Annotated in this window: 18 protein-coding genes; 13 read left to right on the top strand and 5 right to left on the bottom strand. The window is 44.3% G+C overall.

Going from position 1 to position 13,983, the window contains the following annotated elements; genetic code table 11:
- Positions 1–45: 45 nt before the first annotated feature.
- On the bottom strand, positions 46–774 hold the full coding sequence (locus tag LC1Nh_RS02565; protein WP_153550148.1) for a cobalamin-binding protein: 729 nt from the start codon (positions 772–774) through the stop codon (positions 46–48).
- A 54-nt stretch (positions 775–828) separates the two neighbouring features.
- Between LC1Nh_RS02565 and LC1Nh_RS02560 the strand changes: the two genes are divergently transcribed.
- The 6 genes from LC1Nh_RS02560 to LC1Nh_RS02535 all read left to right on the top strand — a co-directional run bounded on the left by LC1Nh_RS02560 (position 829) and on the right by LC1Nh_RS02535 (position 4,303).
- Positions 829–1,056 carry a hypothetical protein gene (locus LC1Nh_RS02560; RefSeq protein WP_153550147.1) on the top strand — a complete coding sequence of 76 codons (228 nt, stop codon included), beginning with the start codon at positions 829–831 and terminating at the stop codon, positions 1,054–1,056.
- A gap of 57 nt (positions 1,057–1,113) precedes the next feature.
- Positions 1,114–1,296 (top strand): hypothetical protein, encoded by a 183-nt coding sequence (locus tag LC1Nh_RS02555; protein WP_153550146.1) that lies wholly within the window; start codon positions 1,114–1,116, stop codon positions 1,294–1,296.
- Positions 1,297–1,338: 42 nt separating this feature from the next.
- Positions 1,339–2,181 carry a deoxyribonuclease IV gene (locus LC1Nh_RS02550; protein WP_153550145.1) on the top strand — a complete coding sequence of 281 codons (843 nt, stop codon included), beginning with the start codon at positions 1,339–1,341 and terminating at the stop codon, positions 2,179–2,181.
- Between the two features lie 14 nt (positions 2,182–2,195).
- Positions 2,196–2,522 (top strand): hypothetical protein, encoded by a 327-nt coding sequence (locus LC1Nh_RS02545; protein WP_153550144.1) that lies wholly within the window; start codon positions 2,196–2,198, stop codon positions 2,520–2,522.
- 107 nt (positions 2,523–2,629) lie between these two features.
- Positions 2,630–3,130, top strand: a complete 501-nt coding sequence (locus tag LC1Nh_RS02540) for a LabA-like NYN domain-containing protein (protein WP_153550143.1) — start codon at positions 2,630–2,632, stop codon at positions 3,128–3,130.
- A gap of 12 nt (positions 3,131–3,142) precedes the next feature.
- Complete coding sequence (locus LC1Nh_RS02535; protein ID WP_153550142.1) at positions 3,143–4,303, top strand: CBS domain-containing protein; 1,161 nt, start codon at positions 3,143–3,145, stop codon at positions 4,301–4,303.
- A gap of 16 nt (positions 4,304–4,319) precedes the next feature.
- On the opposite strand, the gene LC1Nh_RS02530 is transcribed toward LC1Nh_RS02535, so the two are convergent.
- Positions 4,320–5,465 (bottom strand): TIGR00341 family protein, encoded by a 1,146-nt coding sequence (locus LC1Nh_RS02530; protein ID WP_217907077.1) that lies wholly within the window; start codon positions 5,463–5,465, stop codon positions 4,320–4,322.
- Positions 5,466–5,544: 79 nt separating this feature from the next.
- On the opposite strand from LC1Nh_RS02530, the gene LC1Nh_RS02525 reads away from it, so the two are divergent.
- Positions 5,545–6,063, top strand: a complete 519-nt coding sequence (locus tag LC1Nh_RS02525) for a nucleotidyltransferase domain-containing protein (RefSeq protein WP_153550140.1) — start codon at positions 5,545–5,547, stop codon at positions 6,061–6,063.
- Complete coding sequence (locus LC1Nh_RS02520) at positions 6,060–6,485, top strand: hypothetical protein (protein WP_153550139.1); 426 nt, start codon at positions 6,060–6,062, stop codon at positions 6,483–6,485. The genes LC1Nh_RS02525 and LC1Nh_RS02520 overlap by 4 nt, the downstream gene beginning before the upstream one ends.
- Here the strand turns inward: LC1Nh_RS02520 and LC1Nh_RS02515 are convergent.
- Positions 6,482–8,269, bottom strand: coding sequence for a PINc/VapC family ATPase (locus LC1Nh_RS02515; RefSeq protein ID WP_153550138.1), 1,788 nt, complete (start codon positions 8,267–8,269; stop codon positions 6,482–6,484). The genes LC1Nh_RS02520 and LC1Nh_RS02515 overlap by 4 nt on opposite strands.
- A 33-nt stretch (positions 8,270–8,302) precedes the next feature.
- A complete protein-coding gene (locus tag LC1Nh_RS02510; RefSeq protein ID WP_153550137.1) occupies positions 8,303–9,094 on the bottom strand; it encodes a hypothetical protein in 792 nt (263 codons plus the stop codon).
- Between the two features lie 206 nt (positions 9,095–9,300).
- On the opposite strand from LC1Nh_RS02510, the gene nrdR reads away from it, so the two are divergent.
- From nrdR to LC1Nh_RS02485, 5 genes are read left to right on the top strand one after another with little or no spacing between them, the layout of a single operon-like run.
- Complete coding sequence (gene nrdR / locus LC1Nh_RS02505) at positions 9,301–9,741, top strand: transcriptional regulator NrdR (protein ID WP_153550136.1); 441 nt, start codon at positions 9,301–9,303, stop codon at positions 9,739–9,741.
- Positions 9,742–9,774: 33 nt separating this feature from the next.
- Positions 9,775–12,708, top strand: a complete 2,934-nt coding sequence (locus tag LC1Nh_RS02500) for an adenosylcobalamin-dependent ribonucleoside-diphosphate reductase (RefSeq protein ID WP_153550135.1) — start codon at positions 9,775–9,777, stop codon at positions 12,706–12,708.
- A gap of 12 nt (positions 12,709–12,720) precedes the next feature.
- Positions 12,721–12,936 carry a hypothetical protein gene (locus LC1Nh_RS02495; protein WP_153550134.1) on the top strand — a complete coding sequence of 72 codons (216 nt, stop codon included), beginning with the start codon at positions 12,721–12,723 and terminating at the stop codon, positions 12,934–12,936.
- Positions 12,937–12,993: 57 nt separating this feature from the next.
- Positions 12,994–13,335, top strand: coding sequence for a hypothetical protein (locus tag LC1Nh_RS02490; RefSeq protein ID WP_153550133.1), 342 nt, complete (start codon positions 12,994–12,996; stop codon positions 13,333–13,335).
- On the top strand, positions 13,313–13,537 hold the full coding sequence (locus tag LC1Nh_RS02485) for a hypothetical protein (RefSeq protein ID WP_153550132.1): 225 nt from the start codon (positions 13,313–13,315) through the stop codon (positions 13,535–13,537). The genes LC1Nh_RS02490 and LC1Nh_RS02485 overlap by 23 nt, the downstream gene beginning before the upstream one ends.
- Here the strand turns inward: LC1Nh_RS02485 and LC1Nh_RS02480 are convergent.
- Positions 13,534–13,932 (bottom strand): GNAT family N-acetyltransferase, encoded by a 399-nt coding sequence (locus tag LC1Nh_RS02480; RefSeq protein WP_153550131.1) that lies wholly within the window; start codon positions 13,930–13,932, stop codon positions 13,534–13,536. The genes LC1Nh_RS02485 and LC1Nh_RS02480 overlap by 4 nt on opposite strands.
- Positions 13,933–13,983: the final 51 nt, after the last annotated feature.

Here is a 13,983-nt window from a genome sequence, read left to right as displayed (position 1 = left end):
CTTCAAATGAGCCTGAGTTTTTTCTGGAATTATCTTTGGATAAAGCTAAGAAACTTTCTCCTTAATTCTCTTGGCGCCTTCTACAAGCCTTGGACCTGGTCGGTTCAGCAGGTTATCGTCGATAATATAGACTTGGTTCTTTTCTACGGCTTCGATTTCTTCCCAATCTTTTCGTTCGGTTAACTGGGCTGTGTTGAGGTTTTCTCCTGCACCGCAGATGTGCATGAAGATGTACTCCGGATCAAAATCCTGCAACTCCCCAAAGTTGAATTTCTGACTTCTTCCTTCCTCTATAAAGTATTCGCCGCCTATTTTTTCGATTAAGTCTGGTATCCAGTTGCCTGAAGCCATCGGCGGATCCATCCACTCCTCGCAGTAAATCCTCGGACTTCCTTCAAGAGAAATACCATCCAATTCAGACTTCATTTCACGAATAAGTTCCTCAGCTTCCTCTCCTCTATCTACTGCTTCTCCAATTTCCTCTATGCTTTCATAGACTTCTTCCAGGCTGTGAGGCTTGACCTGAAGAACCGGGTAGCCTTCTGACTGGATTTTCTCCACTGCTTCGTCTTGGAGATCGTCTGAAGCGATAACTAAATCTGGTTGGAATTCGTGGATTCTAGAGATTTTCGGATTGGTCCATCCTCCTATACTCGGCTTTTCCCGGGCTTTCTCAGGGTAGTCGCAGAGCGAGGTTGTGGCAACTACTTGGTCTCCTGCTCCGATTTCGTACAGTATTTCTGTGTTGGATGGTGCTAGGGAAACAATGTTCACATCAAAAACTTGCTGGAAGAATCTTTTAGACCAAACGGTTCAAACAATTAAGATGTGAACCACGAATCTCCAGGGTGGAAAGGGTTTTTGAAGGATCTAGGTTTAAGGATTGGCGGTGCTGTCGGCGCTGTACTTTTGATAGTTTTCCTGGTTTTTCTAGGAGATTTCTTCAACATCGGTTTCTTGCAGTCGAGAGGCGGCGTATTTGTTTCTGTGATTGTTTTGGGCGAACTGTTGTTTTTCGGGATACTTGTTTTTGCTGTTTTACAGGGCGAATTATAGACTTTCAGTTGTGTTCAGGGATACGGGTTTAACCGTAAGAATCCTATTATAGTGGAGTTGGCAAAAGTTTTCTTAACCAACTCTATGATGCCTTACCGATTTACCTGCAGCGTCTGTGGAAGAGAATTTAGGGCAGAGAAAAAGAGAGAAGCAGTAGCCCGAGCCAAAGCACATTTCGACCGACAACACGACAGAGAACTAAATAGAGAGGAAGCAGAACAAAAAATCCAGGAAGAATAAACCGTGAAAACATTATTGAAGATCACACATAAAATCCACTTTATGACCTTCAGAATAGGAGCCCATGTAAGCATCTCAGGCGGCGTAAACAAAGCAATAGAAAGACAGAAAGAAGAAACCGGCAACTGCGGACAAATCTTCGCAGGAAGCCCTCGTACCTGGAGCGTATCAGAATACGAAGACGAAGAAGGAGAAGAATTCCAGGAGCTTCGAGACGAAGAAGACCAGAACCCATATGTCATCCACTCAACATACCTCGTCAACCTAGCCACTCCAAAAGACGACCTATTCGAGAAATCACTGAACTGCCTTCAAAGCGAACTAGACGCAGCCAGCACTCTAGGCGTAGAATATGTAGTATTCCATCCTGGAGCACACACCGGCAGCGGAAGAGAAACTGGAATAGAAAGAATCGCAGAAGGAATCGACGAACTAGACATACCAGACAATGTAACTCTCTTATTGGAGAATACTGCTGGTAAAGGAACAACACTCGGAAGATCTATGGGCGAACTAAGGAAAATGATTGATCAAGCCGATACACCGGATGAAAAAATCGGTGTCTGCATCGACACATGCCACGCACACGCCGCAGGATACGACCTAGTCAGTGAAGAAGGCTTCCAAGACTTCATACAAGAAATCAAAGAGGATATAGGACTGGACAAGATCAAAGTACTTCACTTAAACGACTCCAAAGACGAAAAAGGCAGTGAGAAAGATAATCACGAAGACATCGGATATGGGAACATTGGTGAAGAAGGCTTCAGAAATATCGTGAACGCAGAAGAGTTTGAAGACCTGCCTATGGTTTTAGAGACTCCTAGCGACAATCGAGCGAGTTACAAAGAGAATATCGAGAAGATTAGAGAGTTGAGAGAATAAAGAGTGAAACCAATATGATTGATGACTTGCTGACAGAAGGAGAGTATATTGAGGATTTGGCCGTTATGAGTATAGGCGCTGTTGCTGGATCAGCTGAGGAGATTTACAGCACATATAAACATGATTTAGAAACCTCAGCTACTGGGAGTTTTGCAAGAGGAGCAACTCTAGGTATTCTAATGCAGGCAGCGGATGAAGGGCAAGAACATCTTTTAGATCATGAAGACGGTATTAGTTGGTTAGATTCTGGCGAGTTTGCTGTAGGATATGGGGCTGGAAGGTATGGTACAGGTCAGCTGGTAAATGAATTTTCCGAGTACGATTTTTCGAACCTCTTATAAGACTCCTTCTACTTTTTATTTATTGAAGACAGGGCTGCTAGAAGTTTTTCTTGATGCGGCCGGGTTTTCAAGCAAATAAATTGAGAACAATTTAAGGTAGAAAAATTATGTCTAATATTCACAATGATCAGCGCGTCGGCGTTTTCGTCGATGTTCAAAATATGTACTACAGTGCAAAAAACCTTTACGATACTAAAGTAGACTTCAAGAATGTCCTGGATGCAGCGGTGATGAACCGTAACTTGATCCGGGCATCAGCCTATGTAATCAAAGGAGACTCGCCTGGAGAAAACAACTTCTTCGAGGCTCTCAGGAAGATTGGCTACGAGGTCAAGATCAAGGAGTTGAAGGAGTTCTACGGCGGTGAAAAGAAAGGAGACTGGGACCTAGGAATGACAGTCGACATGGTGCAACAAGCCAAGAAACTCGACACGGTCGTCCTGGTAACCGGTGACGGAGACTTCGCAGTACTAGTTGACCATTTGAAGTCGATGGGTTGCCGTGTCGAAGTCATGAGCTTCGGAAGAAGTAGTGCCAAAGAAATCAGGGAATCCGCCGACAACTTTATCGACATGGATGATAAATCCGATAAATACTTGGTAGACTAGGTGTTCCAAAAAATGAGCTTAAGAGATAGATCCGCGACCGAGGTCATGAATGAAAACCCAGAAACAGTTCAAAACGATGCAAACCTGGCTAAAGCCAAGAACAAAATGGAAGAACACGATCTACGAGCCCTAACAGTAGTAGATTCCAAGAACCGGGTCGAAGGCGCAATAGGTTACAGAGACCTGATAAGGCATGTACAGTTCAACCCTGACAATGCCAGCCTGGAAAAAGTTATGCACAATCCTCCAAAGTTTGAGGATTCAGATTCATTGGTAGATATAGCAGAATTGAGGATAGAATCAGGGAGAAAAATGCTGGTGAAGACTAAAAACGGAAAACTTCAGGGTATCGTCGGCGACGATGAATTCAGAGAAGCATTTGTAAATGCAGAAGAATTCTCCCAGGTAACCACGCTAGACCTCGGTGCCAATGAAGTACTACAGGCTTTCGAGGAAGATTCAATCGAAGAAGTACGGCACAAGATGCTTGACAACAATATCTCACGGTTACCGGTTCTCGATAATTCAGGTAACCTCACAGGAATAGTAACAAGCACTGACCTCTTGAAAGTAATGATTTCACGGGAGAGACAGGGCAGTGGTGGCACTTCCCGCGACAACCTTCAAGACCTGAACATTTCAGGCGGATCAGAGAAAGAATCCATGGCACAGATAGAAATATCCGAAATCATGGATAGAACGCCTCTAACGATCGAAGGACACCAGGATGCCGACGAAGCAATCCAGAAAATGTCGGAAAATGATGAAAAAGAAGTCATCATTGTCGAAGACCGTTACCCTCAAAGCATCGTCACGGTCAAAGACTATATCGAGGAAGTATCCAACCTTCAGCAGAGAAACGCAGTACTAGTCAACCTGACAGGATTAGATGTGGATGAGGAGAAAGCAGCTGTCCACAACAAGATAGAAACACAGCTCAGAGGAAGCCTGGGACGCAAACTCAAGAGACCGGAAGAACTCAACCTTGTCATGAAAAAGGCAGAGAAAGACGGGAAGAAACACCGTTACGAAGCCACAATGAAGCTCTTCTCAGAGTTCGGACAGACAACCGTTCAGTCAGAAGCCTGGGACCTACTGGAAGTAGTAGATGACTGCCTATCTGAGATGAACCGATTAATCAGAGACAAGAAAGAACAGAGAACAGAACACTAAATTTTTTCCTCTCTTCTTACTTTCTCTCCAGTATCACTACATCCACATTTCTATCCTCAAACCGGGATTCAAAACTGGATGTACTGAAGTTCCCATAAGCCATCACTGTGACTTCATCATTACCTCTCTGAACCTTAACAAGGTTATCACCGAAGAAGTCCTCAGCACTGTCCTGAACACCGATATCGCCCCCAGTATCGTAGAATGAGAAGCTGAGAGGAATACCAAGAAGCATAATCAAGATTATACCAATAGGAATAGCTTTTCTCATCGTTTCAGCTGACTTCTTCTTATAGTAAGTAGTGGGCTCCAAACCAAACACTTTCAGGCAAGCATAACCTGAAACCAGGACCGCTAAAACATTCATAATAGCCAGGTTCAATGCCTTAAATCCGAGGAGATATCTTCCAGCACCAAAAGTCAGTCCAGCAGCGGCGATAGGCGGTACCAGTGCTACAGCAACTGCAACACCAGCAATCTGATCCCTGAAACCGGTTGTAAAGCTGAGGGCTGCTGCAGCTCCAACAATCAAAGATAGAGGAACGGCCAGGAAGCCTGGTGCAAGAACAGTACTTAGAGCTGAGGTAACTGTAAACTCCAGAGGTAGAGAAATCAAAAGAGCGGTAATGAATGCCAGGAGAATACTCCCAAAACCTGCAATCATCGAATCCTGCATCAATGTCCTGTCACCGACAGAAAGAGAAATCGAACCCGCTATGAACGGTGAGAGCATCGGTGCAAGCATCATAGCTCCGATAACAGCTATAATACTGTTGGAAGCTATGCCCAGTGCTGCGATAGCTGAAGAAGCAGCAACCAGACTCCATTGAGTGATGTTGAAGCTGCCTGATTCCTGTGCCTTGCTGTATATTTCCTCCTGTGATAGAGCTGAGAAAGAGCCTTTAGTTTTCTGACCTTTCTGAATCAGGCTCTCCTGCTCCAAGACACGGATAGAAAGCTTTCCCGACTCAATATCACCAATATCCTTCAATTTCGCAGTTATCTCATCTATGTCATCGGATTCAGCAGTTGCAGTTACTTCAACAGCTTTGTAATCATCTTTTTCCGCTTCTTTGGTGCTTATATCAGTACTGAAATCTTCAAGTATCTCTTTTGCTTCTTCAGAAAACTTTTTCGGAACTGTTACCTGTAGCTGCCTCACATCTGATGAGTGGGCTATCTGTGAATAAAAATACTGGCTGTACACCAGAGTTAAAAACTTTGTTTGATATATTAAACACATGTTTGATTCAAAAAATAAGCGTTTGATAGTTAAAACAATTTTTCGGGATCCTGATCGGGTGTTTGGAGTCCGTGAGATGGCGGAGGAGGTTAGTGTTGCACCATCCACAGTTTCGAGAATAGTTAGTGAAATTGAGGAAGAAGGGTTAGTATCGGTTGGAGAGAATAGGGGAAGAATGGAGATACAGGCATCTAGGAACAAATATTTCAGAGATGTAAAAAGAGCTTACAATATCTACAGTTTGACTAGTTCTGGGTTAATCAATTCAATCGAAGAGAAGTGTATACCTGTAGCAATAGTCTTATTCGGTAGTTATAGCCGTGGAGAGGATAAAGCCAGCAGTGATATAGATATAGCGGTTTTAGAAGGGAAAAAATTTGATAGGGATTTAAGCGAATATGAGGAAGAGCTTGGAAGAGAGATAAACATCCACAATATTAAACTTGATGAAGCAGGAGAAAACTTTGTGGAAGCTTTAGCCAATGGAATAACTATGAGAGGTCATCTTGAACTATGAGGAATTTTAACGAACTATTGAAGGATGACAGAGTTGAGGAAGTAAGCGAAGATTACGCAAAGCAAAAAGGACTTATCAAAAGATCAAAGGCAAGACTTGAGAACCAGAAGTCCAGGAAAATAGATGAAAACACTGCCTTTGAAATCCTGGAAAACATATATGAGTCTTTAAGAGAGGCTTTAGAGGCAGCAATGGCTGCTGATGGATACAAATCAAACGACCATGTCTCCACCATAGCTTATGCAAAAGACGAATTAGAATTCAACAGATCCATAGTAAACAGGCTGCACAGATTCAGAAAGTTACGAAACGAATCAAGATATGAAGCAAGAGAAATCAAAGTGGAAGAAGCAGGACAAATCAAAGAATTTGCCGAAGAAATCATCCCTGAAATAGAACAAAAAATCAAGGAAAGAAACTAGACTTTGACCTCGAGATTGTGATCAGAGGCAGATCGAAGTATTCTGCCTGCTACCTCTGAACTCTTAGTCAGTGAAACTTCTCCTGTCTTCCCTACTGTTGCGGTAAACAGGTACTCCTCTCCATCAAAAATATCGACATCCTGGCTGGCGTATTCTTCACCCAGTTCTAATACTACAGAATTACCTCTTTCATCGATATCGTAGTCAATATTCTCCTTGTTACTTGCTCCTCGAGGCTCTACAGTGATGCTGAGACCTAATTCGTCCTCTATCTCATCGATTCTCTCGCCGCCCTGACCGATAATCTGTGGAATGTTTCCTTCATCAATGAGAAGTCTGATGTGATCATCTGAGATAAACTCTATCTCCGGGTTTTTCACATGCTTTTTGAGTCGGTGCTTGATCTGGTCACGGGCTAGTCTCTGAGCTCCGGTTTCTACACTGGATTCTTCGATCGGTACAACAACCGTTTCCTCGCCGTAAGTGTAGATCTCATATTCCGGTTTGTCGTTTTCGAATCGTGAGATCTGGATGACCGGTCTTGCAAGGTCTTCTTCCGTCATTCCTTCCGGTACTTTGACCGTGAGTTCAATCTTGTATACTTTTTCCACTCCTGCGTTCTGGATGTGGATTACTGTGTCGCAGACCTCCGGAATCATTCCCAGCTCAACCCTGCCGATCAGCCTTTGAACAGCGTCCACTGCCTTCGAAGCGTGGACAACACCAATCATCCCTACTCCTGCCAGGCGGAGGTCGGAGAATACTTCGAAGTCCCGCGTTTTCCGTACCTCATCATAGATAGTATAGTCAGGACGAGCTAACAATAGGAAGTCACCAGTATTCTCCATCGAGCCATCAAGTTCTGAGTACTGTGTGATTCTTTCGCCGACATCCAGGTCACGCGGCTTCTCCATCGTCTTAACAACCTTATTCTTAGCCTCATAGTGCTCTGCCAATGCCTGTGCAAAAGTAGACTTTCCATGCCCTGGTGCACCGGCGATCAGGATTCCTTCAGCTTTCTCATCCAGCCTATCCATCAACTCATCGCTTAAATCATAATCCTCTAATCCAACCTTGGCAACAGGTCGTACAGCCGTGATCTCAGCCTTTTCAGAGAAAGGAGGACGAGTTATAGCAATCCTGTACTTACCTATTTGTACTACTGTTGCCCCATTCCCTTCCATCTCGATAAGTCCTTCATCACTCATCTCAGCATTTTCAATAGTCTCAGAAATCAAGTCCTCAATCTCCTCTCTTTCAATTACATTTTCACCTATCTGTTCTAGTTCGAACTCTCCCGGCAAACCCTTCTTCGCCCTCGGAACATCACCTTCCTTCAAGTGAACACTCATAGTCTTATCATCAAAGTAATCCTCCAAGGAAAACTTCAAGTCATCTTCAGTTTCAAAGAATCTTACATCAACGCCTTTAGCCTCAGCCAAGCGATACTGAACATAGTCGCCAGTAAACAAAGTAGCATCCATTTCCTCAGCAACATCACGAATCAAAGCATCGATACGGCCATTACTAGCCATCTTAATCTCTTCAGTAGTTGGCTTCCTACCAGTAAAGGAAACAGTTATATTATCAAGTTCCTGAAACTGTTCTAGTTCTTCGATACCTTTGTAACCTACTTCCATTCCTTTATTCGCCTGATTCTCCAACTCATCCACAACAAACTCCGGAATAACCACTTCAACATCTTCTAACTCTCCTTCATCAACAAGTTTGGAAACTTCTCCATCAATCAGTGCGGAAGTATCAGGTACAATTTTGTTAGTCATATTTAGTGGTTTCCTGTCTCATTCTTAAAACTCTCAGCTGTGTGACAGATATTCTCTAGAAGACACTCTATCTAGCATGTGAGCCATTGCTGCAATGCTTTGGTAGGTGTTCTCTCCTCTGGGAGTTCTCTTCCTGTTATCCGGCTCACCTATAAATAGACCATGATCATCTCGCATTTTCTCATATCTTATGGTTGCAGCCCTTCTGCCAGCCTCCAAATTATCAGCTATTTCTGTAAAAGATTCCTCTGTCTCCATTGAGTAGAGAAATGTTAGAAGACGATCCTCTTGATACGGTTTTCTCCCTGCCACTCGAGACAGGATTCTAGAGGCATCCTGATAATCTTCAAATTCTGTGACTAGAGGAGTTAAACCTTCTTTTACGGCTTTCCCAGTTGAAGTAATCTGTGGAGACTCTTCATCATCAAAGTAAACCAAATTCTTATCCTCAAAGTCAGAAAGTGCATCGAGATACGTCGATTCCTTCAAACCTAAAACCATTTGGGAGTTGACGGAGCTATCGACCGCATATAGAAGCCCTGCTTTATTCGTATAACCTTCTCCCTCAGACCTTGGATTAGCTGATAGAAAATTAAGCACCTCTGCAAAGCTTCCAACCTCTAAACAATCTACTAGACTTCCAGCACATGGAAAAATATCCTCAAAGGAACTCCCAGGATCAACAGGAATATTATTGAAATCAAACGAATCTGTGAACTCAGAATTACTGTCAGAACGGGGAGGACCAAAAACACCCTCATCAATAATACTCGAAAGATCCTCCTCTTGTTTTCTAATCACCCATTCAGGATTCTTCTCTGCCACTAACACAGAGTTATAACATAAAACTTTATATGAAGTTATTCTAAATTTGTCACTTCTTACTCAACATTCGTTTTGGGTCAACATCGCAGGATATATAAGGAGTAGGTTGGAATATTGACTCAAAGGCACAAGATGTTGTGGGAGGGGAATAGAGTTCTCCACGACATATAGTGGTTGATTGTTCAGCCAGAGGTAACTATATCCAAATGAAATGCATCTACTGCAGCGACGGCAAAACAAAAGTAGTGGACTCAAGAGAATCAGAGGGAAAAGTCCGTAGAAGAAGAGAATGCCAGAGCTGCGGAGAAAGATTCACAACATATGAAACTGCCGACGACCTCGACATCCAAGTCATCAAAGGAGACGGAGAAACGGAAAAATTCAGAGAAGAAAAAATCCGCGATGGCCTGGAAAAAGCAACCAACAAGACCTCACTAGGCGCAGAAGAAGTCGAAGAAATCATCGAAGAAGTCAAGAAAATGGTCCGCGGCAAAAACAAAGTCGAATCAGAAGAAATAGGCAACAAAATAAAAGAAGAACTCTCAACACGAGACGAAGTAGCCTACATCAGATTCGCATCAGTATACGAATCGTTTGAAGATGCAGAATCATTTAAAGAAGAAGTAGAGTCTCTGAAGTCAAAATAATAACTTAATCCTATATTATCAAGTGGTTTAACCATGGCTAACAAAGTCAAACAAAAGTCAGATTTCAAACTACCCGTAAAAAGAGTAACAGGCGACACAGTCGAAGAAAGACTGACAGAAAACGCCTACCAACGGATCCTGCCATCCAGATACCTCCTCAAAAACGAGGAAGGAGAAACGGTGGAGGAACCAGAGGAACTCTTCGAACGAGTAGCCAAGAATGTAGCGCAACCCGACAAAGAATACGATGATATAGACTTCGAGGAGAGCTGGCAAGAATTCTTCGATTTAATGTCCAACCTAGCATTCATGCCTAACTCTCCAACGCTGATGAACGCAGGAGCAGAACTACAACAGCTCTCAGCATGCTTCGTCGTCCACCCAGAAGACGACATGGACAGCATCTTCTCTACAGTTCACGACGCTGCAAAGATCTTCCAGTCCGGAGGAGGCATGGGATACCCATTCCACCTAATGCGTCCAAAAGGCGACAGAGTGAGCAGTACAGGAGGAGTAAGCTCTGGCCCACTAAGCTTCCAGCAGGTTTACGACACGATGTGTGGAACCATCAAGCAAGGAGGGAAGCGTAGAGGAGCACAGATGGGAATCATGAAAGTAGACCATCCTGACATCCTTCGCTTTGTGACAGCCAAGAGAGAAGAAGGAAACCTATCCAACTTCAACATCTCCGTCGGCTTGACGGAAGACTTCATGGACGCAGTCAAAAACGACGAAGAATACACACTAATCAACCCAAGAACCGACGAACCATTCGAAGTCGCAGAGATGACCGCACAGTTCTACAACTCGGACGAAGAATGGTACCCGGAAGCAGCAGGTTCAGACCAAGGTAAGGATGATAACTTCTGGAGAGACTTCGCTGCAACCTTCGGAGACGAAGTCCAGAAATACGACATCGACCTCGAACCCGGCGAAGAAATGACACTCCCAGCACGATTCATCTGGGAATGTCTCATCGACGGAGCATGGAGAAACGGAGAACCAGGACTATTCATGTACGACCAAACCAACGAAATGCACTCTTTCGACGTCGAAAAGCATCCAGAGCACCGGATCGAAGCAACCAACCCTTGTGGAGAACAGCCACTGGAGAACTACGAGGCATGCAACCTCGGACACATCAACCTGTCCGTCCTAGTAGACGACAAAGGCGATGGAAGAGCGTTAAGCTTCCCAGAATGGAAGGAAGAAAACTCCGGAAGATATAACTTCGACGACCAGGCAGATCTAGAGGCAGCAGTTCAGGAGTACATGCAGGAAGCACTGGACATGGAAAGATTCGAATACGTCGCCAAGACAGGTCTACGGTTCCTCGACAACGTTGTCACCATGTCAGACTTCCCACTGGAAGAGATCGAGGAAACAGTCAGCTCCTTAAGAAAGGTTGGACTCGGACTCATGGGATACGCACAGATGCTGATCCAGCTAGGAGTCCGCTACGGTTCAGACGAATCAGTAGCAATCGCCAAAGAAATCCAGCGGTTGATCACAAGATTCTCAATCGAAGAATCCAACAGACTCGCAGACGTCAGAGGAGAATTCTCAGAATGGGAGAAATCCAAGTGGGCAAACCCGACAGAACACGAGGAATGGTTCAAACAGTACACAGGAGGTCTTGATCCACAAGAGTTTGAGGACGGCCTCAAGATGAGAAACCACAACACGGTAACCATCGCACCAACCGGAACAACATCCATGATCGGAAACACCTCCGGAGGATGTGAACCGATCTTCAGCCTGGCCTACTTCAAGAACGTCGCAAAGGACATCCAAGGAGAAGACATGCTTGTCGAGTTCGACGACTACTTCATCAGGGCTTTAGAAGCCAACGATGTAGATGTAGAGGAAGTCAAGGCAGCTGCACAGGAGAAGATGGAGAACAACGAATGGGAAGGCGTAGAAAGTATTCCCGACGAAGTTCTTCCGGCACACGTTAAAGAAATCTTCGCCACAGCCAACCAGGTCAGCCCTGCCGAACACATCGATATTCAGGCAGCATTCCAGCACCACAACCACTCAGGCATCAGCAAGACATGCAACTTCCCAAACGAAGCTTCGAAAGACGACGTCAGAGAAGCCTACATGCGAGCCTACGACAAAGGAGTCAAAGGCATGACAGTCTACAGAGACGGAACAAGAGACACACAAGTCATGCAAACCAACAAAGAAAACACCTTGACAGACATGGACAAAGTCGACATGCTCTCCGAAGTCATCGACGAATTCGGAGGACCAGAAGACCTAGTACAATCCAACGAATTCGAAGAAGTAGTCAGCCAGACAGGAGTACAACTCCAAGACGAAGAAACAGAAAACCTGGACAAAGAAGTAACACAGGAAGGAGTAGAAGCCGACAGCCCAGACCAAGGCGGAGCCACAGAAATGGGCAAATCCAAAAACGTCAAGGAAAGACCAAAAGTCGCACAAGGAACCACACAGGAAATAGAGACAGCCTACGGCGACCTCTTCGTCACCATCAACAACTCAGAGAACAACGGACCATTCGAAGTATTCGCCAACCTAGGCAAAAGCGGAGGTTATACCCAGTCATTCACACAGGCACTAGGAAGAATGACCTCACTGGCACTACGGTCAGGTGCAGAAGGAGAAGATGTCATCAAACAACTAGACGACATCAGAAGCCCACAAATCGCATGGGACCAAGGAACACAGATCCACAGCGTACCCGACGCAATCGCAGAAGCAATGAAACGCCACATGCAAGTACAAAGCGGCAACCAACAAACCGTCGACCAGTACGAAACACCCGGCCAGAAACAGGAACAAATGGGCGAAACACAGCCAAAAACCAGTCAAGAAGAAAAAGCAGACGCAGCCAAAATCGTCCAAGACGGAGGCAACCCAGAATGCCCAGACTGCGGCGGCATGCTCGTCCTACAAGAAGGATGCAACAAGTGCCCCGAATGCGGGTATTCAAAATGTTAGGAGGTGATTCAAATGACTTGGCTAGATGACTTACAGGATTACCTGATCGAAGTTACTGGAACCATTATCTTCCTAGCTGGAGGCCTAGCAATATTGAACAGTGCGACCAACATTATTCCCTCAATTCCAGGAGGTTTCTTCCTTGGAACAGGATTGGTGACTGTTGGTCTAGTCTTAATGGGTTACAAGAAGATGGCGCAAACATTTTCAGAATTATTCAACAATTAGGCTTGGTCGAGCCTTAATCGACCATATTTAGCATTTTCTTACTCTAATCGGGTGGAAATGCTTTCCACATTTATGATAGACAGATTCCGAGAGAAGGCTAAAGAAGATCCTTGGAAGCCTCTGATAGTTTTAGTAGGTGCTATAGGATCCATCGGAGCATTTGAAACAGAAGTAATCAACCCTATAATACTTCCTCTGATGATGCCACTATTAGAATGGTTCGCTGGCATGAAAGAAGGTTTACAGAGCACCGGTATGCCCGAATCTGCAGCACTCTGGATTTCGGCGTTTGTGGTTCTTTTCCCTTTATATGAGGCTGTAAAATATAGAAGCAAATTTATTGAACTCATAAGTCATAATAAAGACTACTTCAAAAATGGTGATGTCAATGAAGATTGAGGTTGAAGAGATAATAGAGGTTGGAATAGGCTCAATATTCATCATATTAGCAGCAAGTATAGTGGCACAGATTTACTTGCCGCAGTATGAGTCAATAATAAATCAGTTCGCTTCAGCTTTGCTTGAACTCATAATTCCTGCAATTTTAGGTATAGTAGTGGCAGTTCTAGTAATCAGAATAATAGAAGAGTTACCTAGCTAAAAATCTTCCTCAAGAGTAACTGAGTAATCTTCAAAACCGTTTTCCTGATAGAACCGAATAGCGTCTTCATTCTCGGCTGATGCTTCTACTCTCAATCGATCTGCGCCTTTCTCTCGTGCCCAGTCTTTGAATTCTTGTACTAGTTTAGAACCAATTCCTTGTCCTCTGTATTGTGGTTGGAGGTACATGGTTTCGAGTTCTGCTAGTGTGTCGGTGGTTCGGAACTCTTCTGCTGATTCTGTGACTCCTATTGCGTATCCGATTACTGTTTGGTCTTCTTGTGCTACTACTGCAAATCCGTTTCCTTGGTTTATTCTTTCTCTGTACCAGTTGGCTGCTTCTTCTGTTAGCGTCCATTCTGGGTCGATTGTTGGGTCGTGTTCTTCTGCTTCCATTTCTGATAGTTCGGTGTTTAGTTCCTATATTCTTTCTATGTCTGAGTTTTC

The sequence above is a fragment of the Candidatus Nanohalobium constans genome (assembly GCF_009617975.1).
GTDB classification, from domain to species: Archaea; Nanohalarchaeota; Nanosalinia; order Nanosalinales; family Nanosalinaceae; genus Nanohalobium; species Nanohalobium constans.
This window is presented reverse-complemented; position numbering and strand designations above follow the sequence as displayed.